Origin of the sequence: Ohtaekwangia kribbensis (assembly GCF_042676245.1) — a bacterium.
Classification (GTDB): Bacteria; Bacteroidota; Bacteroidia; order Cytophagales; family Cyclobacteriaceae; genus Ohtaekwangia; species Ohtaekwangia kribbensis.
In genome coordinates, this window is record NZ_JBHTKA010000008.1 from 453,958 (window position 1) to 476,117 (window position 22,160).

A 22,160-nucleotide genomic window follows, 5' to 3' on the forward strand; every position below is an offset into this window, starting at 1 on the left:
TTATTTTTTCAATCCGATTTCGCGCAGACGCTGATCGAGAAATTCTCCGGCTGTAATATCTTCCCATTGCTTCGGGTTCTCACTATTTACACAATCTTTCAGTGCAGCCAGACTCATCTCCGAGCGCGGGTGCATAAAGAATGGAATAGAGTAACGTGGTGTATTCATTAACGCGCGTGGCGGATTTACCACACGGTGTATCGTTGATTTCAGCTTTTTATTGGTAAGGCGCTCCAGCATGTCGCCTACATTTACTACGAGCTGATCAGGCAATGCTGTTATTGGTATCCACTTACCATCTCTGCGCAATACCTGCAAACCATCGGCACTGGCACCCATTAACAAGGTGATCAGATTTATATCTCCATGTTCGGCAGCACGCACGGCATCTTCCGGCACGGCATCCGGATTTTCGATAGGGTAGTAATGTATGGGGCGCAATATACTGTTGCCGTGCTTAATCTTGTCGTCAAAGTAATTTTCAGGCAGGTTCAGGTATAGCGCTATAGCACGTAACATATAGGTGCCGGTTTTTTCCAGCGCGCGGTATACATCCGTGCTTATATTTTTAAAGTCAGGAATTTCCTGTGGCCAAACATTGGCCGGGTAATCTTCACTCTTGAGTTCTGCTTCGGCCAGATCCTGACCAACGTGGTAGAACTCTTTCAGGTCTCCGGTATTTCTACCCTTGGCATGTTCTTTTCCTTTACCGGTATATCCCCGCTGACCTGCCAAATCCGGCCGTTCATATTTCTTTTTTACCTCATCCGGCAAAGCAAAAAAGTTTTTGATCGTCTTGTACAAATCCTGTTGCATGGCATCGGTAAGAAAATGATTCTTGATAGCCACGAAGCCAATGTTATTATAGGCAGCACCCAGGTCTGCTACAAATTTCTTCTTTTTGTTCTCGTCACCACCATAGTAATCAGCCAGGTCGAGCGAGGGAATCTGATCGTATAATATTTCGTTCATAACACTCGGAGTTGTTTCCGTGCAAGCTAAATATTTTTGGCTAAATTTCGTGCAGGTAAACGCGGCCATACTGGTTGCAGAAGTATCACACTATAATATATCTGTTTATGAAAACAACCCGAAGAGAATTTGTGCAGCAAGCCTTAAAAGCTACAACCCTTACCGCCCTCGGAACGCCTCTGGCCTTTAAAGCCCTTGCAGAAGATCAACCTTCACATTCCGGTACTATATCGGAATCAGCTTTACAGTTTTCGCAAGTAACGCTGCCTTATGCGTATAGTGCACTTGAACCTTCCATTGATGCGACTACCATGGAGATTCACTATACGAAACACCACACAGCATATATCAAGAATGTAAATGAAGCCATCGCTGCTGAGAAAATTACTTTCAGCTCAGAGAAAGATTTCTTTGCCAACGCTTCCAAACTTTCTGCGAAAGCAAGAAACAACGGAGGGGGTGCATGGAATCATAACTTCTTCTGGCAGGTAATGAAGCCGGGAAGTGCTAATCCTACCGGTAAAATTGGTGAAGCTATCAATAGTTCTTTCGGTTCGTTCGATAAATTCAAGGAACAATTTACACAAGCTGCCATGACTCGTTTCGGCTCCGGCTGGGCCTGGCTGGTAAAAGACAGCAGCGGTAAATTAAAAATTGGTTCAACACCTAATCAGGATAATCCACTGATGGACGTGAGTGAATTGAAAGGAACTCCGATACTCGGCATTGATGTGTGGGAGCATGCTTATTACCTGAAGTATCAGAACAAACGCAACGAGTATATCGCCAACTGGTATAATGTTGTGAACTGGGATGAAGTGGCCAAACGTCTGGCGTAATCTTAAGAAACGTATTAATCCATCATAACGACAGGTATACTTCGCGTAGTGACTGCGTTGTGATGGATTCTTTTTTATACTGCTATGAAACCTCTCCGCATCGCGATCATTGGCGATTTCACAGCCAACAAGCATACACATATTGCTTTAAACGAAGCTGTAACACATTGTCGGCAGCATCTTGATTTTCCGATTGAGACAACATGGGCAGCAACGGATAACATTCCGGTTTCCGCATCAATACCCGGGTATATTGATGCACTGTGGATTGCTCCGGGTTCGCCCTATAAAAATGATGATGCCGTATACAAGTTAATTCGCTGGGCGCGCGAAAATAATTTTCCGTTGCTCGGCACGTGTGGTGGCTTTCAGTATATGGTTGTGGAGTATGCTAAAAATGTTTTAGGTATAGTCGATGCCGGCCATGAGGAAAGTGAGCCCGATGCATCTCAACTGGTAATTGCCAAACTGAGTTGCTCGCTTAAAGGACAACAGGAAGAAGTAGTCATTACCGACAAGGATTCATGGCTATATACGGTGTTAAAGAAAGATGTTATTACCGGATTCTTTAATTGTAATTATGGTATTAATCCGGTCTATACCCGTAAACTTCAACAAGGTCCTTTTGTATTCACGGCTTTCTCTCGCAGTGGTGAGGTGCGCGGACTCGAATTGAAAGGACATCGTTTTTACAAGGGCACATTGTTTCAGCCTCCCCTGGATTCTACTCCGGAAAAACCGAATGCTTTGATTATGGATTTCTTTCGTAGGATAAACGTTAATCGTGAATCGTTATCCATTAATGGTTAACCGTTATCCGGAGTAATAGTATATATATTATTGGCAAGAAAGTAACTAAAAGCTTTTTAAATAGGTTTCCATTTTAGCGCGATTGGAGAATTGTGATATCTGAATGCCTTTTATTGCCTGGCTGGATTTATCCTTTATTTTATTTGCAGCAATCTTGGAGAAAATCTCTACTTCATCCATAAACTGAACATGGATCAGATCTTTTGATGCCAGATGTTTTATCATGCCCGGAAGAAGATAATCAACAACCCACTTTTGTGATTCAATGCCGATAACCCCCATCTTACGAACATCGGCTATAAATTTTTGTGTTTGAAGTTTAGTGAAGGCATTTAAAACAGCTGTATTGATAACAACAAATTGATCGTGACAGGTAACCTTATTAGTATATTCCAGAAACAAAGCATCGAGCGCTGTATCATAATATACTTTCGCGCTCTGGTTTTCAAAAAATATATGCATGAGTATATATTAGGAAAGTAAATTTAAACGCTTTTTAAATAGGCTTCCATTGCCTTACGTTCTGTAAACTGCATCACCCTAAAACCATTCTTATCGTCTTTTACTTTTTCATTGATTTTATTCGCGGCTACTTTTGCAAAAATCTCAACTCTATCAAGCAATTGAGCAACAATCGGCATTTCTCCGCCCAGGTGCTTTATCATTCCAGGTAAAAGAATATCAACAACCCACTTTTGTGATTCTATACTTATAACACCCATTTTACGAATATCAGCAACACACTTCCGCGTCTGTAAATTCTCAAATGCTTTCAACACAGCTGCATTGATAACAACAAACTGTTCGTGATTGGCAACCTTGTCTGTGTATTCAAGAAACAGCGTATCAAGGTTAGTGTCGTAATATACTTTGGCGCTCTTGTTCTCAAAAAAAGTCTGCATTTTCTGTATTCGTTTATTCTTTTAAAAATTTCACATAGCTACTAATTATTGAAAGCAGTAGTGCAGCGAGGTTAACATTAACCTTACTTGCGTAGTTGGTGTTCAGATATGGTTGCATCAAAGCAAAAAAATAAACATTCCGCTATTCTCCTTGAAAGCCGATGATTCAGCTGTCTAGTTAAATGAATTAGATTTTAAATTCCTTTTTTACTGTATAGTGTGGTATGGTGCATGTTCAACGTAATGATTCGATTTTTTTCATACATGAATACCTTGAAGTGCGCTATGTCATAGGCCGCGGAAAAAATATCGTACAAGAGATCTGGCAATTACCAGGGTAACCGGGAACTATAACACGCTTTCGTAGATTTTTTTGTCTTTAAAAGACTCTCTTTTTACTTCGATCTTTTGCCTTGGTATAACTGCCCATCGAATTGCGTCTTCCATTCTTTTGAAGTAGGCGACAGGAACTTCCTGATTTTCTTTGTCCACCATACTTTCAACCGACATCACCGTAAATACATCATCCGGCAAAACAAAGGCAACTTTAGAGCGTCCTAATGCCGTAGCTTTCTCACGCCATTCTGTAGCTGCCCATATACTGTCTTCTTCGAGCAGAACTCCCAGCGGAATAACATCGTATACGAGTCGGCCCGTGTTAAATTGTTTCATGGCATCGAGCATGGCCATCATTCCACTTCTGAATTCTTCTGATGCTGGCGCAAGTTTCCAGGTTGCTATCAGCACCCTATTCTTTTCATCGTATTCAATTCTTTTGTAATCGGAATCAAAATAAACTGCCATACAGTTGCCTTTTTAATGTTTGTGGTCCGTCAAATACTTCTGTATTAGAGTAACGCAAAGTAGGTACCCCTAAGCAGGTATGTATTTCCATCGTTTTGGTTTTTTGCTACCAGTGCATACATCGCTATACCAGCATGCATATCAACATCGGATTACTTTTTACTTTGCTCAGTATTTGACTTACTGCTTATTCAAAGCTGAACATAATCAGCAAGAGATACCAATCCGGTCGGGCAGCAAAAAGGTGATCAACTGTGTAATGACTGTAACCCTTGCAAAAATGCACGTACATATAGAATTATTGCGTCTGTACACCAAACTGTTCACACACATTTATAAGTATATAACTATGCGCAGCACAGCTAACTGGTATTTTCTAACACTTCTCATCAGCCTTACTTCATTTGCTGCGCTGGCTCAATCGCGGAAGCTTGACAGCTTAAAGAATGTTCTCGCGACCTTGCCGGAAGATACGAACCGGGTTAACACCTTGATTGTGATCTGCACCCAGCAGGAAGGAATGCATACCGACAGTGTTTTTAATACAGCTCAGAAAGCGTTAGCACTTTCAAAAAAAATAGGGTATAAAAGCGGAGAAGCTTATGTTTATAATTACCTCGCTTTTGCATGCCAAAAACAGGGCAAACTATTGAAAGCTGCTGATTACCTGCTCAAATCAACCGAGATATTTAAGTCGATAAACAAAACCGGGGCATTGCCGGCACTCTATAATAACCTTGCTATTTTATATGCTATTGCAGGCGAAGAAGCAAATGCCGTGAAGTTCTCCAATAAATCAATCGCATTGTATGAAGCGAGTGGCGACCAGATTGATGTAATGACAGCTGTCTATAACCTGGGCGATTTTTATGCACGATTCGGCAGAGATTCACTGGCCCTGGTAAAGCTCCAGGCTGCATTAAAAATATCGGAAGCATTAAACGAAAACTCCCTGCGGCCTGCTATTTTACTGGGTATAGGTAAAGTATATTTTAATCAGAAACGATACCCGGAAGCATTATCCATTGAAAAGAAAGCGCTGTCGATAGAGCCTGGCTCCGGCAACCCTTCTGCCCGGTATGAGATATATATACAGTTGGGAAAAATATACTTAGCCCTGGGCGATGCACGACAAGCACTAGCGGCCGCACAAACCGGACTGGCACTGGCTCTTCAAGCGGATGACCGCCATTATATAGCAGAAGGATACGACCTTTCTTCGCGCGTTAATGCCATGCTTCATAATTTTGAAAAGGCCTATAGCGACCATCTGAACTTTACTACACTAAACGACAGCCTGCGAAATGCCGACAATCTTATCGCCATCGAGAAGCTAAACTATAAGCACGAGCTTGATAAAAAAGAATCTGAGATCATCCTGCTGAATCAGAAATACGATGCTGATACTTTCAAGCGTAACGTATTTATAGTGGCGCTGATCATTTTACTGCTGATCGGCTTTTTACTTTATAACCGATTCCGGTTAATTACAAACAAGAACCTGGCCATGAAGAAAAAAGAACTCGATCTATACCTGAAACGATTGATCGAGAAATCAGATGCACTGGCACAAATCAATACCGAGCTTGAATCGCTGCGTGCCAACATTTCGGAAGATACCACGCAGGCAGAAAAACTCGACAAGGTACTTCAAATCAATATTCTTACAGAAGAGGACTGGGGAAACTTCAAGAAAGCTTTCGAGGATATATACCCGGGGTTCTTTTCGCAATTGCGTTATCTATACCCAAAACTTACCATGGCCGAGCTTCGGCTATCGGCACTCATCAAAGTAAATCTTAACGCAAAAGAAATTGCTTCTATACTCGGCATATCACCTGAAAGTGTAAAGACAGCGCGCTACCGGTTGAAAAAGAAATACCAGCTTGCCGATGATGATACGCTGGAAGATTTTATCAACAAACTTACCTCGAAACATCGGCCGCTTAGTAAGCCGACTATAGCTGAGTAAAGATCATAAATCAGCTTTGCTTTTTGACGGTGTTGCTTTCAAGCCATTCGTTTGCTGCGGAATAAATGCCCAGCGAATAGCGTCTTCCATCCGGTTGAAATAGCCGAAGGATACATCTTTATCGGCCTGTGCCGCCATGTCTTCCATGGACATATTCGTGAAAACATCATCCGGAGCTACCCATGCAGCCTTGGAATGCGGGTCGCCACGGCTAGCGGCCGCCATTCTTGCAGCCCCCCCAGATTAGTTACATCACACAACTCTGTCAGCTTTAAAATGCTGCATCGCACCAAGCACGGCCATCATACCATCTCTAAACTCTTTTGAAGTGGGTGGTAAATTCGAGATTGATATCACAATATGATAAACAGCATCGTACTTAACGGTTACATAGTCTGTATCAAAATAAATCTCTATGCTCTTCAATTGGTTAACAAAAAGTATTAAAAAGTCACAAAAGTATATTTGCGTCACACTGAATAACGCCTTTAAATATTACTTGTCTGTGGTGTTACGAAATGCACTGGCTCCAGTACCATTTCTTTGCTGCGGAATAATTACCCAACGTATAGCATCTTCCATTCTGCCAAAGTAAGCGAAGGAGACTTCTTTATCTGCCTTCTCCATCATGTCTTCCATAGACATACTGGTAAAGATATCTTCCGGAAGTATAAATGCTACTTTTGAATGTCCAACCGCTACTGCGAGTGTGCGCCATTCGGTAGCAGTCCATACCTGGTCTTCCTCCAGAAGAGCACCAAGGTAAATTACATCATACACAACCCGGCCCGTTTTAAAATGTGCCATAGCATCAACCATGGCCATCATTCCGGTTCTGAATTCATTTGAAGTTGGCGCTACTTTCCAGGTTGCTATCAAAATGTGATGAGCAGCGTTATACTCAATCCGCTTATAGTCCGTATCGAAATAAATCTCCATATACTTAATTGTTTAAACCAGCAAAATACCATCCGTATTTAAGTGAGGCGGTTGACACTATAGCAGATAAGTGTTTTAAAGATTAAACTATTTATGAAAAATAACTTCGATACGCGGTAGTCAAAAAGGTGAGCAATTTAAATAGCGGTTAAAGCACCTTTTTTCAGGTGGACAAAATTGTTCACCTGAAAAAGGAAATGATCAGTGCATAGCCCGGTAAAAACTCAGACTGTCGCCTGCCAGCATGTGCTGCTCGGTAAGTATACCCGGATGGTGCGGAGCCTGTATACCTTTACCAAATTTCTGCGGAGCTGTAAATATGCGTGCTTCGTCCCAGAGATTATTGTCGATAAACATGGCTAGCGTAGAAGCACCGCCCTCTATAATTACGGACTGAATCTTTCTGCGGTATAAATCCTGTAAAAGGTTATAGATAAATTTATCCTCATCGATGCGCACCAGCGAGAGGTTTTCATGCTCTTCATGTTTCAGAACATTATAGCAAAGTGTATGTTGTTTCTTATCGAAGAGATGCAATTTTGAAGATAGCTTGAGGTAACGATCGATTACTATGCGCACTGGATTTCTTCCCGACCAATCGCGTACATTCAATTGAGGATTGTCGTATGCTGCCGTGCGGGCACCCACCAATATAGCATCTTCTTCCGTTCGCCATTTGTGTACGAGTTGTCGTGCGTGTTCATTGCTGATCCACTTCGAATCGAAGTTCTCATGTGCCACAAATCCATCGGCAGTCTCGGCCCATTTTAATATAGTATACGGGCGGTTCTTCTCCATGAAAGTGAAAAATCGCTTATTGAGATCGCGTCCTTGTTTTTCCAGTATACCCGTTACCACGTCAATGCCGGCAGTGCGCAATTTTTTCACTCCGTTGCCGGCTACCAAAGGGTTTGAGTCCAAGTTAGCGATAACAACTTTTTTTACTTTGTGCTCAATCAGCATGTCGGCACACGGAGGTGTTTTACCGGTATGCGAACATGGCTCAAGGTTTACATATACTGTGCTGTGTTGCAATAGATTTTTGTTGTCTACACTTCGAACAGCATTTACTTCAGCATGTGCTTCACCGTATTTTTTATGCCAGCCTTCGCCTATAATTTTTCCTTCGTACACAATCACAGAGCCTACCAGCGGGTTCGGACTAACGTGTCCTCTTCCGAGTTGCGCCAGCTCCAGGGTACGCTGCATAAAAACTTCGTCAATATGGTGATCGTGTTTTAGCATTGCCTTATACTTGCAAAGATTGTCAAGCTATGAAGAATTCCAAAACAGTCTTTCAGGATTTCATCGCGAATATCACCCTGAAGGAAAGCACCGATGAAATCAGGAGCATAGCATATCTCGTATTTGCTAAAATTCTCCGGCTCGACCGAACCGATATTCTCGCAGCAAAACCGCTTGCACTTGACCAAGAACAGGAAAAAGAATTATACACCATTGCACAGCGTATCAACAAGCACGAGCCCATTCAGTATATTTTAGGTGAAGCAGAATTTTTCGGAAGAATGTTTAAAGTAAACAGCGCAGTGCTCATACCGCGCCCGGAAACCGAATACCTCATTCATGAAATTCTTCACCATACCAATCTGTATAAGAACCACGCACCCCACATTCTGGATATAGGCACCGGCAGTGGCTGTATACCGGTTACGATCAAGAAAGAATTACCGGAAGCTTCCGTTACTGCCACCGACATCAGCACCGAAGCACTGGCTATAGCAAAAGAAAATGCCCTCATGCTAAATGCCTCCGTTGAATTTTTGCAACATGATATACTAACGCAGAACATCCCGTTAGGTCGTCTTGATGTTGTTGTTAGTAACCCACCGTATATAGCACAAACAGAAGGGGCGTTGATGAACAGGAATGTATTGCAATATGAACCACACCTTGCACTCTTCGTTCCTGATGATGACGCCCTGAAGTTTTACAAAGCCATTGCAGTGAAAGCCTACGAAGTACTCAACGATGGCGGGCTATTGATTGTAGAAATCAACGAACGCTTTGGCCATGAAACCGCAGCTATATTCAAAGCAAACCACTTTCATGATGTAGCCATTATGAAAGACCTGGATGGCAAAGATCGTATTGTAAAAGGTATAGTATAAATTAAGAATTATAGTCATGAAACTTGTCTCTTTTATCGGCTCCGGAAATGTAGCCTGGCACCTGGCTCCGGCTTTAGACAATACCGATTTTGCCGTACGCGAAGTATATAGTAGAAATCCGGCACATGCCGCAGCGTTGGTGGACAAACTATACGAAGCTGATGTAAAGACCTCGCTTGACTTTTCGGACAGTCCTTCAAACATATTTATTATCGCTGTGCCGGATGATGCTATTCAATCTATTGTGCAGGAAATTATACTTCCGGATGAAGCTATACTCGTTCACACATCGGGCAGCCAGCCACTTAGTGCTTTAGGGTATGCGGCTATTCCCGGCATTGGAGTGTTCTACCCGTTGCAGACTTTCAGCAAATCGAAAAAAGTAGACTTTGCGGATGTACCTATATTTGTAGAGAGTGAAAATCCGGGAACGGAAAAAGTGTTGCTTGCCATGGCGAAAGCGATCAGCAAAAATGTACACCAGGTTACTTCTCAAGAGCGTAAGGCCATGCATATAGCTGCCGTGTTTGCCTCCAACTTTACCAATCACATGCTGTTGATCGCACAGCAGATCATGAAAGAAAACAATCTCAATTTTGATTGGCTGAAACCGCTTATCGCAGAGATGATCAACAAGAGTATATCGATTGGACCGGAGCAGGCACAGACAGGTCCGGCAAGGCGTGGTGACTTTGAAATACTCGATCGCCACATGGAGTTTTTGCAGAACGATGAGCAACGTGCCGAGATCTATAAAGTGATCAGTCAGCATATAATAGACCGGTATCATTAATTCACGGTGACCAGGAAAGACGTAACATCTTTCACCCACTGTTTCTCATTCGACTTTGTAAATACATTGTGTCCTATACCGGTATATACTTTTAATTGTTTTCTGCCATGAAGGTTGGCAAAGATCAAATCGGTTTCTTCGTGCGTTACACGATCATCGTCTTCACCAAAGAGCAACAGTACCGGGCACGAAACAGATTTTGCATACGCTGACGGATTATGCGAAAACGCCCAATAGCCATTCTGAACACCACCCCAAAAGCATAGCAAAGCTGCCATCGGCACGGCCGGTACATGCATCAACTCAAAACGAGCGCAAACTGTTTTATACAATGAACCGAACGGACACTCCAGGATGATAGATTCTACCGGCAATGTATAGTCATCCATCGCCTTTAATATAGCGGCAGCACCCATCGAAGTTCCAAAGAGTATAACATGCTTCGATTGTTCGCTTATATACTCAAAACAATCTTTTACCTGTATGGCCTCCATATACCCTATCGATGTACCATCGCCTGTGGAGCCACCGGAACCCATGAAGTCGACAAGCAAGGTGTTATAGCCGAGCTTTCTGAATTCTTTAGCGCGGGTGAGCAATGAAGATTTTTCTCCGGCATATCCGTGAAACATAATCACCGTTCCCCTGGCTCGCGGCACTTCCATTTGCCAACACTCCAGCTCGTGTGTACTGATAATGCGAATAGTTTTAAAAGGTATATCCGGAAGGCTCTTCGCTTCCGGGCGAGGATTATCTATACCGGTAAAAAGAATTTTCGCTTTACTTAGTACGGATAGTTCTTTGGGGTCCTGTGTTCGTGCAGCAGCGGTTTCACTGAAATGTGTAAACTTATAAGCATGCTGAAATGCCACACCATTCATCACTATAAAAATCAATAAAAGCGCCCAGCCAAATCTGCGTTTAGTCATACCAGTTCTGCTTCTCTATTTCAGTAAGTATATAGTTTGTAAAATCCTGCATCTCGTACGACTCGCGCGGTGCATTGCAAAGTATTACCAGTAATATATCTTTACCGGGAATCGTAATATAGTTGGTAAGAAAACCGCCCTGACTCCCCGGGTGTCCTATACTTTGCAAGTTGCTCCTGAGGTCTCTTATAAACCACGACCATCCTATAAAGGGAGGCTCATTGCCACTCCAGTTGCTGAATTGCTTTACCGTGCGTGCGTCACGAATCGTTTCTGCTTTCAGAAATATAGCATGTCGCAAGGCACGTTCGTACATCGCCAGTTCTTCAACGGAACTCCACACACCACCGTTGCCTGCTGCAGCAAAAGTTGGTTCTTCACCGTAATCATCTTCAGTCCACTTCCCATGATTCAGTATATACCCATGTGATACGCCTTGCTGTGGATGCGACCCATCTGTGATGGTACTCGTTTTCATACCCGATGGGTTAAAGACATTCTCTGCTATGAAACGTTGCCAGGGCATGCCGGCTACTTGCTCAACGATTAACGCCAGCCCGTTAAATGCCGGGTTGGAATATTCGAAGCGAGATCCCGGTGTGAACAGAAGTGAATCAACCTGCATCTCCGGATACCAGTTCTCGGCATCTTTCGCAGTGAGGTAAAACACGGTGTCGTTTGCAACGTGACGGTTATCCGGCAAACCGGATGTATGCGTAAGCAAGTGCTTGATCTTTACCTTGGCAGCAATCGTTTTATTTTTAAAATCAGGGAAATATTTCAACAGGCTGTCCTCCACCGATAACTTTCCCTGCTCCTGCAGAATAAGAATAGCATTGGCCACAAACGTTTTGGACAATGAGCCTAGGTTGAAAAGAGTTTTCGGAGTAATGGACTCGTGCGTTGTTAAGTCTGCTACACCATAGCCTTTCGAAAAAATTATACTGTCGTGTTTCATGATAACAATAGCACCTCCTGGTTCGTTAGCAGGAAAGTATGATGATGCAAACCTATCGATGGCGTCAACGTTTATATTATTTTTTCGCGAAGCGCATGAAAACAGAAAGAAGAAAATAAATGTTATGTAAATTGTTCGCTTTATCATAAACCGTTAGGGACAGTGTGTACCTGAAGATCAACATTTTTTTGGTTAGCCGGAAGCACTACCTTTGAATCAAATATAGATATACATGTTACAGTCCTTTAATATTCGCAGACCCAGACGAAACAGAAAGAGTGAGGCCGTTCGTGCTATGGTGGAGGAGACCCGTGTGACTACGGATGATCTGATCTTTCCGTTGTTTTTGCTGGATGGCAAGAATCAGAAAATTGAAGTTGGATCCATGCCCGGCATATTCCGGTTTTCAACGGATCTTATGCTCAAGGAAGTTGAAGAATGTATGAAGCTCGGCATTCGTGCGTTTGATATTTTTCCGGCGGTAGAAGATCAGTATAAAGATAAAACGGCAACGAAGAGTTACGATCCAAATTTCTTTTACCTCCGTGCACTCCGTGAAATCAAAAAACAATTTCCGGAAGCATGTATCATGACCGATGTAGCGATGGACCCCTATAGCTCTGACGGACATGATGGCCTGGTGAAAGACGGAAAGATACTGAACGATGAGACACTGGAGATACTCGGCAAAATGGCATTGGCTCAGGCCGACACCGGCATAGATATACTCGGCCCTTCAGACATGATGGACGGTCGTGTAGGATACCTGCGCGATGTACTCGACAAGAATGGATTTACCCAAGTGTCCATCATGAGCTATACCGCTAAATATGCCAGTGGTTTTTATAATCCGTTTCGTGATGCGTTGGACTCTGCTCCGAAATTTGGTGACAAGAAAACGTATCAGATGAATCCGGCCAATCGCACGGAAGCATTGATTGAAGCAGAGCTCGATACACAGGAAGGCGCTGATTTTCTAATGGTAAAGCCGGCACTTTCCTATCTGGATATAATCCGGTTGTTAAAAGACAATTCATCATTACCCATCGCTGCCTATAATGTTAGCGGTGAGTACTCGATGATAAAGGCTGCCGCACTGAAGGGTTGGCTGGATGGTGAGCGCGTAATGAAGGAGACGTTATTGAGTATGAAGCGGGCAGGAGCTGATATTATATTAACCTATTTCGCGAAAGAGTTCGCATCATTAAAGTAATATATAGTATATTGTGTTTATGGGCCGCAGAATTCTTCTCCTGATCTGTCTTGTGCTCGCCTCTTACAAGATGTACCCTCAAACTATACGCCTGGAAAATGCCGGGCATATAGATGTAAAGGGGAACATCGGACATTGGCGGGATGCAACCCATAAACTTACACTGGAGGAAATAAAGAGTATACAATTCGACTCGCTTCCTCCTTCCAAATCTCCCAACTTCGGTTTCGACCGCGCTACGCACTGGTTCAAACTAACCATTACAAATGAATCTGCCAATCAGGATTGGCTGATGGAGATTGCCTATGCTCCGTTAGACTTTATTGATTTTTATATGCTCACCGATTCATCATTGGTAGGCCTGCATAAAACTTCGGGAGACCGGCTGGCCATCAAGAGCCGCGATGTAGCACACCGCCATCCTATATTTTCATTTAATATACCTACCGGTGAAACGCGCACCATTTATCTGAAGGTAAGTACTATATCTTCGGTGCAAATGCCTGTTACCATCTGGAAGCCGGAGGTGTTCTATGCTGCCAGTTACAACGTGCAGATTGTAAACGGTTTCTTTTATGGCGGTATGATATTGATGCTGCTATACCAGTTGTTCCTATTTCTGTCGGTTCGCGATCGCATTACATTTTACTATGTACTCACATTGATGTCCATGGTAAATATAGTTTCATTGTTCCAGGGGTATACGTTTTTCTATATATATCCCAATTCTCCGAGGCTGAACGATATCTTCGCGATGTTCTCGGGTCCAGCGTTTGTACTGACTTCCACTTTCCTGACGCGCTCCTTTCTAAACCTGAAGAAATTCAGTCCGTTGCTGGATAACCTCATGCTCATCAACATGTCCCTCAATCTGCTGGCGGGGTTGTGCATGTTCATTTTCTTTCCGAATGTATCGTACGAATATCATCACTATTTTATACTCATCCACTGTTTGCTTGCGCTGATCAGTGCCGGGTATTGCTTCCTGAAAAATTATCGCTCAGCACGCTACTACCTGCTGGCCTGGGTCACCGTTTTAATCGCAGCCGTTTTCTTTACCATCAGCAACCTTGGTTTTATACCGGGCTACCTCAGTACAAACTATAGCGGGCTTATGGTGGGATGCATCATGCAAATGCTATTTATATCCTTTGCATTAGGCGATCGCTGGAATATACTTCGAAAAGAAAATCAGCTTGCCAAAGAACTCGAACTGAAACGTAACCAGGAAGAGAACGAACGTCTGGAGCGCGAAGTACAACTGCGCATTGAAGAGATACAACACAAGAGTGAAAAGCTGGAAGAAGTAAACCGCGTAAAGGACAAACTATTCTCCGTTGTATCGCACGATATTAAAGGACCACTCGGATCATTACAACTTGCGCTTTCGCTTTTAAAATCGGGCGATGTAAGTAAAGATGAATTTCAAAATCTCGCGAAAGCACTTGAAGTCCGGTTCAGCCAGACAACTGAATTTATAGAGAACCTTTTGCAATGGGCAACGCTTCAATTGAAAGGAGAAACGTATGATCCCGGCTATCTTGATCTTTCAAGAACAGCGGAAGAAACTATATCGTTAATGGAAGCCGAGCTTCGCAGAAAAAACATTAACGTTAAAAACAATTTACACCATTCTTTACAAGCATACGCTGATCTAAATATGATTCGGTCGGTGCTGCGAAATTTACTTACCAACGCTATCAAGTTTACCGGTACTGGTGGCACCATTACGTTAAATGCCATGCGCACCGATCAACAGGTAATTTTATCAGTAGCGGATACAGGGGTGGGTATACCAGCCGCGAACCAGCACAGAATGTTTACCCTGGGAAGTATAACCACACCCGGCACCAAACAGGAAAAAGGAACCGGTCTTGGTCTTTTACTCTGCAAGGAATTTGTTGAAAAGAATGGCGGCCGTATCTGGTTTGAAAGTGTGGAAGGCAAGGGCACTACATTCTATTTCTCACTGCCAGAAAACAATGGTGCGGCAGAATCTGTTGCCATCGCTTAATATGAAAAATATACTATATATACTCAGGCTACTTCCAGCCGGAAGCCTACACCGTGGTAGTTTACGATCTGCACTGCCGGATCTTCCTTCAGATACTTGCGCAGCTTGGAGATAAATACATCCATACTGCGGCCCATAAAATAATCGTCATCGCCCCATACTTCTTTCAGAATTTCTTCGCGCTTCAATACGCGATGTCGGTTGTAGTACAGGAGCTGAAGTACTTCGGCTTCTTTTTGGGTAAGTGTCTTTTCGCTCGCGGGGTTTCGAAGCGTGAGCGTGGTGTAATCAAATTCATAACTGCCAACGTGAAACTTCTTTAACTGATGCGGCAATTCTTCCGAACTTCTCCGCAGAAAAACCTCTATGCGACACAGAAGTTCTTCGAGGCTGAACGGTTTTGTAATATAGTCATCTGCACCCGTCTGGAAGCCCGTTAATTTATCTTCCATCATTGCTTTCGCAGTCAGAAATAATATAGGTATATTCTTGTTCTTCGAGCGCACATACCTGGCCAGCGAAAAGCCATCCTTCTTTGGCAGCATTACATCGAATATACAGAGCTGGAAGGAAGAAGTATTAAACGTATTCTCAGCGGCTTCACCATCGGTACAAAGCGTAACATCATAACCTTTCAGGCTCAGATTATCTTTAATCACAAAGCCCAGGCTCGGGTCATCCTCCACCAATAAAATTCTTTTCATAGATGTTACTGTTTAGTCAACTGGTAAAAAAAATCTGAACAAGCTTCCCTTTCCAACTTCACTTTGCAATGTAATCGTACCTCCATGTGCTTCGATTATAGTCTTCACATAGCTCAATCCTAAACCAAAACCTTTTACATCGTGAACATTACCGGTAGGCACACGGAAAAATTTCTGGAATACACGCTTATGATTTTCTGAACTTATACCTATACCGTTATCATGAACCTCCACCGTTACGCCTTTAGCATGGTGCCTGGTTTTAATGGTGATCTCAGGCTCTACGCGGCAATACTTAATGGCATTGTCGAGCAGGTTAGCCAGTACGTTGGTGATATGAAGTTTATCTACATGCAGCAAGCAGGGATCGCTGTCGCATTCTTCTTTTACTATACCGCGCTTTTCGTTCAGGGCTACTGATGTGTTTCGAATGGCATCTTGTATTAACTGGGTCATTTCAACGCGCTCTTTCTTCAAGCCCATATCTTCTTTATCAAGTCGCGCCATTTGCAGCACGCGCTCAACCTGTTGCTTGAGACGAAGGTTTTCTTTTTCGATAATCGAGGTATAATTCAGCAAGCGCTCTGGTTGATTTACGATGTTCGGATCTTTCAGCACCTCCGTAGATACAGCGATGGTAGATATAGGAGTCTTGAACTCGTGTGTCATGTTATTGATGAAGTCCTTCTGTACTTCTGACAAGCGCTTCTGCTTCAAAATAACAAAGAGTGTATAGGCAAAGAATACAATCACCAGCAGCAACACAAACGAAGAGAACGACCATATGCCCATCTGGTTAATGATGTGCGCTTCACGATTTGGAAACTGTACACCAAAATAATATCCATGCGTTGACCACTGCGGCAAGCTGTTGCTGATGTTCTTCTGTTTGGATTTTAATGGAACGTAATTGCCGTATATAATTTTTTCATGAGTACAGTCATATATACCATACTCGAAATCGACCATGATATTTCGCTTCTCAAATTCTGTTCGCAGTAAAAATTCAAGCAGGCGTGCATTCAACTCGTTGTTCACCATTACAACAAAGTAATTTGTAGACAATTGCTTTACCGGGTTGTTGGAAGGTGGCGGTGTATCATTGATATCATATATCTGCTGTGCTACATTATATAGTGCTGCCGTAACGGTGCGTTCAAACTCTGCTTCTTTTAAATCAAAGGCACGTCTTACCCAGTATAATTGCGTAATGGTTATACCGGTAATGCACAGTGTAGCCAGAATTACAATAAGACGGATCGTAGAATTTTTCACACTATAAAGGTACGAGTTTGGATGCAAGTGTGCTGATGCTTTAACAAGTTGTTAACAATTTTTAGAGAATCGTTAACAAGCGATTTTAAATGGTTTACGGAGTTTTGTACTGTGTTCGGACATAGACTTTTTATTTAACCAAAAACAACTTTAAACTATGAAAAGAGTAACATTTATCATCCTCGGTTTCGTGTTTGCTTCTATAGCTATTGCACAAACCCTGGCATCAAACGAAAAGCCTGGCAATCCGCTGCGCGAAGCAGCTTTTGCATGGGTGCAGACTTCATTCGATTTTGGCAAGATTAAATTGAATGTTCCTGTAACGCATGAATTCAAATTTACCAACAGTGGCGATGCTCCGCTGGTAATAACTTCGGTACAAGCATCATGCGGTTGCACGGTGGCAGAGTATAGCAAAGAACCTATACCCAGCGGTGGACAAGGCTTTGTAAAAGCTACTTATAACGCTGCAAAAGCCGGTGTATTTACAAAAACTGTTACCATCAACTCTAACACACAAGATGGTGTTGTGCTGCTTACTATTAAAGGCGAAGTAACCAACTAGTTGCCAGGCAACATAAAAGAAAAGGCCTGTGGTATATATTTACCGCAGGCCTTTTGAATTACTATAGGTCTATTTTATTCTACGGTCACAGATTTAGCGAGGTTACGAGGCTGATCTACGTTGCAACCACGCATTACCGCGATGTGATACGAAAGCAACTGCAGTGGTATAACCGATACCATTGGCATAAGCGCTTCGTGTACAGCCGGCACTTCAATAACAAACTCCGCCATTTTCGGAATGAGCTGATCGCCTTCTGTTACTACAGCGATTACTCTTCCTTTACGGGCTTTTACTTCCTGTATATTGGAAACCACTTTTTCATAAGAGCTGTCGCGGGTGGCTATAAATGCTACCGGCATTTCTTCATCAATCAACGCGATAGGTCCGTGCTTCATTTCGGCAGCCGGATAACCTTCAGCATGTATATAGGAGATCTCCTTCAGTTTCAATGCTCCTTCCAACGCTACCGGGAAGTTGTAGCCACGGCCGAGGTATATAAAGTTGTGAGCATCTTTAAAGGTAGCCGCTATATCCTGTATCTGATCATTCAGTTTTAGAGCTTTCTCTACTTTGTCTGGTATAGTTTCCATCTCTACCAGCATTTCGTGAAGCTTCTGCTCGCTGATCGTTCCTTTCTTACCCGCTACTAACAGGGCTATCATGTTCAGCACGGTTAACTGCGCGGTAAATGCTTTGGTACTAGCCACACCAATTTCAGGACCTGCGTGTGTATAGGCACCGGCATGTGTAGCACGCGCTATAGATGAACCTACTACGTTACATACACCAAAAATTACTGCGCCTTTTGCTTTGGCAAGTTCAATGGCTGCCAATGTATCGGCCGTTTCACCGGATTGAGATATAGCGATCACAACATCGCCTTCGCGGATCACCGGGTTTCTATAGCGAAACTCAGAAGCATATTCTACTTCTACCGGTATGCGACAAAATTCTTCGAAGAAGTATTCCGCTACTAAACCTGCGTGCCACGAAGTTCCGCAGGCAACAATGATAATGCGATCTGCATTAACAAGTTTATTTACGTATTCACGCAAACCACCGAGTACAAGTCTGCCGCGCTGTGAATCCAGGCGACCTCTCATACAATCTTTAATGGAGCGAGGCTGTTCAAAAATTTCCTTGATCATGAAGTGCTCGTAACCACCCTTTTCAATGGCTTCCAATTCAAGATCAACGGTCTGTATATAGGGTGTTAATGGAAGATTGGCTGTATTGGTGATGCTAAGTTTACCATCGCGAATCACCGCAATCTCCTGATCGTTCAGATATACCACTTCATTGGTATACTCTACTATAGGTGTAGCATCAGAAGCCAGGAAGAATTCATTTTTACCCACGCCAATTACCAGCGGGCTTCCTTTACGAGCTGCCACCAGTAAATCCGGTTCTTCAAGCGACATGATAACGATCGCGTATGCACCAATAACTTTTGTTAGCGCCAGGCGTACGGCTTCTTCCAGCGAGCAATCTTCATTCTCCTTTATATCTTCAATAAAGTGAATGAAAACTTCCGTATCGGTTTCACTTTGAAACGTATGTCCTTTACGGAGTAATTCTTGTTTCAACGCGCTATAGTTCTCAATGATGCCATTGTGAATGATAGCAAGTTTACCGGATGCCGAGTAATGCGGGTGAGCGTTGCAGTCGTTCGGTTCACCGTGGGTAGCCCAGCGCGTGTGACCAATACCGATATTGCTGTTGAGACTTTTATCTTTCAGATGCGCCTCAAGTTCAGATACCTTGCCTTTTTTCTTGTAAACGTTCAGGCCACCATTCAGCAGTGCAATACCTGCGCTATCATAGCCGCGGTATTCCAGACGTTTCAAACCTTTAATAATTATTTCATGGGCCTGACGTGGGCCCACATAAGCAACAATTCCGCACATAAAAAAATTGGGTTTAGTTTACCGTTGGAACAGTATAGTAAACACGAAGTACTATATTATTCTTGTTAAAGACAACACGGTTCATCGACTTACCGAGTATATGTCGTCCATACGGAAATGATGAAGAAGCACCTTCATACGGCACAAGAACTGCCTTGGTAAATTTCGCCTCTTCAGCCGTTTTACTAAACAGTTGCTGAAAAAATAAACTTGCAGAACCTTTATACTTCTTGTCTGTCTCAGAGTAATTCAGCGTAAAGAATCGTCCGAGATCATTCATGATATTCAAGGTACTGTCAAACGGAACAGCACCTGAATAATAATTTGAAGTATTGGTGAGATCGTAGTTGATAAAGCCTTTATAGGAATTGATCTGTGTTATATCATTGCTATAGGCTGAACTGTTTCCGCGGAAGGCAGGTTTCTTTAAACGATTATTATCCTTTACCAATTTAACCAGCAGGTTAGAAGGCGGTACATTACTTCCCGGATCCTCTACATTGATAACCAATTCAGCCGAGTTGATAACCAGTTTATCCTGTGTTGCCGCAAACTCTTCAAATTTTGAGAAGTCTATTTTCGTTACTATACCTGCACCTGCCTGAATATAGCGCAGGTCTCCGTTCGGCTCTGTATCCTGGTACTTAGTAGTAAGCGTAGCAAGTTCGGAAGAAGAACGATCGGCTATAATCTGGTTGTAGCTGATCAGGTTTGTAAGTGTGAACTCGATTGCCAGCGTATCTTTCGTGGTGTGAAAGTGCATTACTATTTTCGTAAAATCATCCCCTGGTTTTATACCGAGGATCTTATCGGAATTACCCGGCACCAATGCTATACCTTTAAACTTGTCGGTGAAGTAAGTATAGCTTGTAAAATCAGTTTTGCTCGCTGTTGTTGCCAGGTTGAACAATCGCTGGCCGAAGGCGGCACTTAGGGGTACCGTTGTATAAGTCGTATCAGGCGTTGCGTCTGCAGCTTTCAGTTTATATTCATCAGCACTTATGTTAAAGCTTTTGGTTCCTAATGCGGTTGGGTCGTATGCGGCAACGGACTGACTGAAATATGTTTTCTGATAGCTATAGGTTGTTGTATGTGGTTTTTGTTGTCCACCGGTTTGCGTAGTAGTAGTAACATCAAACGAACCTTTCAATGCATCGGTCAGTTCATGTACATTAATCTCTTGTGATGTATTACCACTTGCGCCATACGCATAATAATCATGACGCAGTCGAAGCGATATAGAATCGAATACAGGCGAGTGGTTTGTAACCGAAGTGTCTAATCCGCTCTTGGGCAGAAATTGCGCGAAAGCAATTGCAGTAGCATCACCGAAACGTGCATCGTCAATCTTACCCACCAGCAGACGGTTCAGATCATTCGAAGCATTGTTATTCGATGTACGAACAGAGTCCAGCAGTATAACACTGGTCTCTATAGGTATATCTACATAAGAAAGATTGAATTTGGATGTTGGATTTTCGTAACCGAGGAGGCTGGTTCCATCTTCGCACGATAAAAAAAATAGGGCAACGGCCACTATAGCCCATTGCCCTACGCGCTTAACCCGCAAGTTCATTATAGAAGTTGTAATACGATTCAGTATAGTTTTCGTCTTGTATAGTTTCAACTTTTTTCTCTTTGATCTTCTTGAAGAGGCCTTCGAGTTTCTTGGTTTCGCCTGCTGCAATTACTGCGTCAGAGAATTCAACACCAAGTTTAATAAAACCTTCGAAGTCTGCTGTCTTTAAATTACCCAGCATGTTGTCTTCGATATCCATCATCTTCACTTTATCCAATATATCACCTTTGAATTTGTGAGAGAACGGATTGTTATAGATCGAGAAAACTGTTTTTGTGTTTTTAAACAACGGATCATTTTTATAGGTGGTCTTCAGGTACAACGGAATGAAGCTCGTGATCCAGTCGTTGCAATGTACGATATCCGGACCCCATCCTAATTTACGAACGGTTTCAATCACGCCTTTGCAGAAGAAGATTGCACGCTCGTCATTGTCTTCATAAAAATTATTTTCCTTATCGTGAAATACAGACTTACGATGGAAGTAATCTTCATTGTCTATAAAGTATACCTGAAGTTTGGCATTCGGGATGGAAGCAACTTTAATGATCAACGGTTTCTCTTCATCACCTACAGCAATGTTAATTCCTGAAAGCCTCACCACTTCATGTAACCTGTTCTTGCGCTCGTTGATAATACCGAAGCGCGGCACCAGAATCCTTATCTCCATTCCCTTCTCCTGCATGGCTTGCGGAAGTTTGCGAACAAAGTCCGCTACATCTGAAGTTTGCAGAAAGGGATTTATCTCACTGGCTACATAAAGAATACGGAGTTTTGACATATTGATTAATTTTAAAAGTAGAACGGAAAATTGAGCCACAAAAGTACAAATAAATACCCCCATGATCAACTT

General features: G+C 42.8%; 22 protein-coding genes. 8 read left to right on the forward strand and 14 right to left on the reverse strand.

Going from position 1 to position 22,160, the window contains the following annotated elements; genetic code table 11:
- Window positions 1-972, reverse strand: a complete 972-nt coding sequence (locus ACFQ21_RS22885; RefSeq protein WP_377583048.1) for an isopenicillin N synthase family dioxygenase — start codon at window positions 970-972, stop codon at window positions 1-3.
- Between the two features lie 107 nt (window positions 973-1,079).
- Here ACFQ21_RS22885 and ACFQ21_RS22890 point away from each other — a divergent pair, with 107 nt between their 5' ends.
- Together ACFQ21_RS22890 and ACFQ21_RS22895 are read left to right on the forward strand one after the other, a co-directional pair.
- A complete protein-coding gene (locus ACFQ21_RS22890; protein ID WP_377583050.1) occupies window positions 1,080-1,811 on the forward strand; it encodes a superoxide dismutase in 732 nt (243 codons plus the stop codon).
- 84 nt (window positions 1,812-1,895) lie between these two features.
- Entirely contained in the window at window positions 1,896-2,621 is a 726-nt protein-coding gene (locus ACFQ21_RS22895) for a glutamine amidotransferase-related protein (protein WP_377583052.1), read from the forward strand.
- 45 nt (window positions 2,622-2,666) lie between these two features.
- On the opposite strand, the gene ACFQ21_RS22900 is transcribed toward ACFQ21_RS22895, so the two are convergent.
- From ACFQ21_RS22900 to ACFQ21_RS22910, 3 genes are all read right to left on the reverse strand, one after another.
- Window positions 2,667-3,083, reverse strand: a complete 417-nt coding sequence (locus ACFQ21_RS22900) for a hypothetical protein (RefSeq protein WP_377583054.1) — start codon at window positions 3,081-3,083, stop codon at window positions 2,667-2,669.
- A 23-nt stretch (window positions 3,084-3,106) separates the two neighbouring features.
- Window positions 3,107-3,523, reverse strand: coding sequence for a hypothetical protein (locus ACFQ21_RS22905; RefSeq protein ID WP_377583056.1), 417 nt, complete (start codon window positions 3,521-3,523; stop codon window positions 3,107-3,109).
- A gap of 348 nt (window positions 3,524-3,871) precedes the next feature.
- A complete protein-coding gene (locus ACFQ21_RS22910; RefSeq protein ID WP_377583058.1) occupies window positions 3,872-4,327 on the reverse strand; it encodes a hypothetical protein in 456 nt (151 codons plus the stop codon).
- A 349-nt stretch (window positions 4,328-4,676) separates the two neighbouring features.
- Between ACFQ21_RS22910 and ACFQ21_RS22915 the strand changes: the two genes are divergently transcribed.
- Window positions 4,677-6,299 (forward strand): tetratricopeptide repeat protein, encoded by a 1,623-nt coding sequence (locus ACFQ21_RS22915; protein WP_377583060.1) that lies wholly within the window; start codon window positions 4,677-4,679, stop codon window positions 6,297-6,299.
- Between the two features lie 3 nt (window positions 6,300-6,302).
- Here the strand turns inward: ACFQ21_RS22915 and ACFQ21_RS22920 are convergent, their stop codons facing one another.
- The 3 genes from ACFQ21_RS22920 to ribD all read right to left on the reverse strand — a co-directional run bounded on the left by ACFQ21_RS22920 (window position 6,303) and on the right by ribD (window position 8,483).
- Window positions 6,303-6,524: a hypothetical protein gene (locus ACFQ21_RS22920; RefSeq protein WP_377583062.1), complete on the reverse strand. Its 222-nt coding sequence runs from the start codon at window positions 6,522-6,524 to the stop codon at window positions 6,303-6,305.
- A 270-nt stretch (window positions 6,525-6,794) separates the two neighbouring features.
- Window positions 6,795-7,238 carry a hypothetical protein gene (locus ACFQ21_RS22925; RefSeq protein ID WP_377583064.1) on the reverse strand — a complete coding sequence of 148 codons (444 nt, stop codon included), beginning with the start codon at window positions 7,236-7,238 and terminating at the stop codon, window positions 6,795-6,797.
- Window positions 7,239-7,439: 201 nt separating this feature from the next.
- Complete coding sequence (ribD, locus tag ACFQ21_RS22930) at window positions 7,440-8,483, reverse strand: bifunctional diaminohydroxyphosphoribosylaminopyrimidine deaminase/5-amino-6-(5-phosphoribosylamino)uracil reductase RibD (protein ID WP_377583066.1); 1,044 nt, start codon at window positions 8,481-8,483, stop codon at window positions 7,440-7,442.
- Window positions 8,484-8,512: 29 nt separating this feature from the next.
- Between ribD and prmC the strand changes: the two genes are divergently transcribed.
- On the forward strand, window positions 8,513-9,367 hold the full coding sequence (gene prmC, locus ACFQ21_RS22935) for a peptide chain release factor N(5)-glutamine methyltransferase (RefSeq protein WP_377583068.1): 855 nt from the start codon (window positions 8,513-8,515) through the stop codon (window positions 9,365-9,367).
- Between the two features lie 16 nt (window positions 9,368-9,383).
- Window positions 9,384-10,160, forward strand: coding sequence for a Rossmann-like and DUF2520 domain-containing protein (locus tag ACFQ21_RS22940; RefSeq protein ID WP_377583070.1), 777 nt, complete (start codon window positions 9,384-9,386; stop codon window positions 10,158-10,160).
- On the opposite strand, the gene ACFQ21_RS22945 is transcribed toward ACFQ21_RS22940, so the two are convergent.
- Both ACFQ21_RS22945 and ACFQ21_RS22950 read right to left on the reverse strand, forming a co-directional pair.
- A complete protein-coding gene (locus ACFQ21_RS22945) occupies window positions 10,157-11,089 on the reverse strand; it encodes an alpha/beta hydrolase (protein WP_377583072.1) in 933 nt (310 codons plus the stop codon). The genes ACFQ21_RS22940 and ACFQ21_RS22945 overlap by 4 nt on opposite strands.
- Window positions 11,082-12,194, reverse strand: a complete 1,113-nt coding sequence (locus ACFQ21_RS22950; RefSeq protein WP_377583074.1) for a serine hydrolase domain-containing protein — start codon at window positions 12,192-12,194, stop codon at window positions 11,082-11,084. Before ACFQ21_RS22950 ends, ACFQ21_RS22945 begins: the two co-directional genes overlap by 8 nt.
- Window positions 12,195-12,279: 85 nt before the next feature.
- Between ACFQ21_RS22950 and hemB the strand changes: the two genes are divergently transcribed.
- Both hemB and ACFQ21_RS22960 read left to right on the forward strand, forming a co-directional pair.
- Entirely contained in the window at window positions 12,280-13,260 is a 981-nt protein-coding gene (hemB, locus tag ACFQ21_RS22955; RefSeq protein WP_377583076.1) for a porphobilinogen synthase, read from the forward strand.
- 19 nt (window positions 13,261-13,279) lie between these two features.
- Window positions 13,280-15,274 (forward strand): sensor histidine kinase, encoded by a 1,995-nt coding sequence (locus ACFQ21_RS22960; protein WP_377583078.1) that lies wholly within the window; start codon window positions 13,280-13,282, stop codon window positions 15,272-15,274.
- 23 nt (window positions 15,275-15,297) lie between these two features.
- Here the strand turns inward: ACFQ21_RS22960 and ACFQ21_RS22965 are convergent, their stop codons facing one another.
- Together ACFQ21_RS22965 and ACFQ21_RS22970 are read right to left on the reverse strand one after the other, a co-directional pair.
- On the reverse strand, window positions 15,298-15,978 hold the full coding sequence (locus ACFQ21_RS22965) for a response regulator transcription factor (protein WP_377583080.1): 681 nt from the start codon (window positions 15,976-15,978) through the stop codon (window positions 15,298-15,300).
- Between the two features lie 12 nt (window positions 15,979-15,990).
- Entirely contained in the window at window positions 15,991-17,253 is a 1,263-nt protein-coding gene (locus tag ACFQ21_RS22970) for a sensor histidine kinase (RefSeq protein WP_377583082.1), read from the reverse strand.
- A gap of 157 nt (window positions 17,254-17,410) precedes the next feature.
- Here ACFQ21_RS22970 and ACFQ21_RS22975 point away from each other — a divergent pair, with 157 nt between their 5' ends.
- A complete protein-coding gene (locus ACFQ21_RS22975; RefSeq protein ID WP_377583084.1) occupies window positions 17,411-17,818 on the forward strand; it encodes a DUF1573 domain-containing protein in 408 nt (135 codons plus the stop codon).
- 74 nt (window positions 17,819-17,892) lie between these two features.
- On the opposite strand, the gene glmS is transcribed toward ACFQ21_RS22975, so the two are convergent.
- Genes glmS through ACFQ21_RS22990 form a run of 3 tightly spaced genes read right to left on the reverse strand, consistent with a single transcriptional unit; the run spans window position 17,893 to window position 22,088 of the window.
- Window positions 17,893-19,728, reverse strand: coding sequence for a glutamine--fructose-6-phosphate transaminase (isomerizing) (gene glmS, locus ACFQ21_RS22980; RefSeq protein WP_377583086.1), 1,836 nt, complete (start codon window positions 19,726-19,728; stop codon window positions 17,893-17,895).
- Window positions 19,729-19,741: 13 nt separating this feature from the next.
- Window positions 19,742-21,304, reverse strand: a complete 1,563-nt coding sequence (locus ACFQ21_RS22985) for a DUF4270 family protein (protein WP_377583088.1) — start codon at window positions 21,302-21,304, stop codon at window positions 19,742-19,744.
- Window positions 21,288-22,088, reverse strand: a complete 801-nt coding sequence (locus ACFQ21_RS22990; protein WP_331970050.1) for a glycogen/starch synthase — start codon at window positions 22,086-22,088, stop codon at window positions 21,288-21,290. Before ACFQ21_RS22990 ends, ACFQ21_RS22985 begins: the two co-directional genes overlap by 17 nt.
- Between the last annotated feature and the right edge of the window lie 72 nt (window positions 22,089-22,160).

What these genes read in the sequence shown, in the direction of transcription:
- ACFQ21_RS22885 (WP_377583048.1), bottom strand. Translation starts at nt 972, where the DNA reads ATGAACGAAATATTATACGATCAGATTCCCTCGCTCGACCTGGCTGAT.
- ACFQ21_RS22890 (WP_377583050.1), top strand. Translation starts at nt 1,080, where the DNA reads ATGAAAACAACCCGAAGAGAATTTGTGCAGCAAGCCTTAAAAGCTACA.
- ACFQ21_RS22895 (WP_377583052.1), top strand. Translation starts at nt 1,896, where the DNA reads ATGAAACCTCTCCGCATCGCGATCATTGGCGATTTCACAGCCAACAAG.
- ACFQ21_RS22900 (WP_377583054.1), bottom strand. Translation starts at nt 3,083, where the DNA reads ATGCATATATTTTTTGAAAACCAGAGCGCGAAAGTATATTATGATACA.
- ACFQ21_RS22905 (WP_377583056.1), bottom strand. Translation starts at nt 3,523, where the DNA reads ATGCAGACTTTTTTTGAGAACAAGAGCGCCAAAGTATATTACGACACT.
- ACFQ21_RS22910 (WP_377583058.1), bottom strand. Translation starts at nt 4,327, where the DNA reads ATGGCAGTTTATTTTGATTCCGATTACAAAAGAATTGAATACGATGAA.
- ACFQ21_RS22915 (WP_377583060.1), top strand. Translation starts at nt 4,677, where the DNA reads ATGCGCAGCACAGCTAACTGGTATTTTCTAACACTTCTCATCAGCCTT.
- ACFQ21_RS22920 (WP_377583062.1), bottom strand. Translation starts at nt 6,524, where the DNA reads ATGGCGGCCGCTAGCCGTGGCGACCCGCATTCCAAGGCTGCATGGGTA.
- ACFQ21_RS22925 (WP_377583064.1), bottom strand. Translation starts at nt 7,238, where the DNA reads ATGGAGATTTATTTCGATACGGACTATAAGCGGATTGAGTATAACGCT.
- ribD (WP_377583066.1), bottom strand. Translation starts at nt 8,483, where the DNA reads ATGCTAAAACACGATCACCATATTGACGAAGTTTTTATGCAGCGTACC.
- prmC (WP_377583068.1), top strand. Translation starts at nt 8,513, where the DNA reads ATGAAGAATTCCAAAACAGTCTTTCAGGATTTCATCGCGAATATCACC.
- ACFQ21_RS22940 (WP_377583070.1), top strand. Translation starts at nt 9,384, where the DNA reads ATGAAACTTGTCTCTTTTATCGGCTCCGGAAATGTAGCCTGGCACCTG.
- ACFQ21_RS22945 (WP_377583072.1), bottom strand. Translation starts at nt 11,089, where the DNA reads ATGACTAAACGCAGATTTGGCTGGGCGCTTTTATTGATTTTTATAGTG.
- ACFQ21_RS22950 (WP_377583074.1), bottom strand. Translation starts at nt 12,194, where the DNA reads ATGATAAAGCGAACAATTTACATAACATTTATTTTCTTCTTTCTGTTT.
- hemB (WP_377583076.1), top strand. Translation starts at nt 12,280, where the DNA reads ATGTTACAGTCCTTTAATATTCGCAGACCCAGACGAAACAGAAAGAGT.
- ACFQ21_RS22960 (WP_377583078.1), top strand. Translation starts at nt 13,280, where the DNA reads ATGGGCCGCAGAATTCTTCTCCTGATCTGTCTTGTGCTCGCCTCTTAC.
- ACFQ21_RS22965 (WP_377583080.1), bottom strand. Translation starts at nt 15,978, where the DNA reads ATGAAAAGAATTTTATTGGTGGAGGATGACCCGAGCCTGGGCTTTGTG.
- ACFQ21_RS22975 (WP_377583084.1), top strand. Translation starts at nt 17,411, where the DNA reads ATGAAAAGAGTAACATTTATCATCCTCGGTTTCGTGTTTGCTTCTATA.
- glmS (WP_377583086.1), bottom strand. Translation starts at nt 19,728, where the DNA reads ATGTGCGGAATTGTTGCTTATGTGGGCCCACGTCAGGCCCATGAAATA.
- ACFQ21_RS22985 (WP_377583088.1), bottom strand. Translation starts at nt 21,304, where the DNA reads ATGAACTTGCGGGTTAAGCGCGTAGGGCAATGGGCTATAGTGGCCGTT.
- ACFQ21_RS22990 (WP_331970050.1), bottom strand. Translation starts at nt 22,088, where the DNA reads ATGTCAAAACTCCGTATTCTTTATGTAGCCAGTGAGATAAATCCCTTT.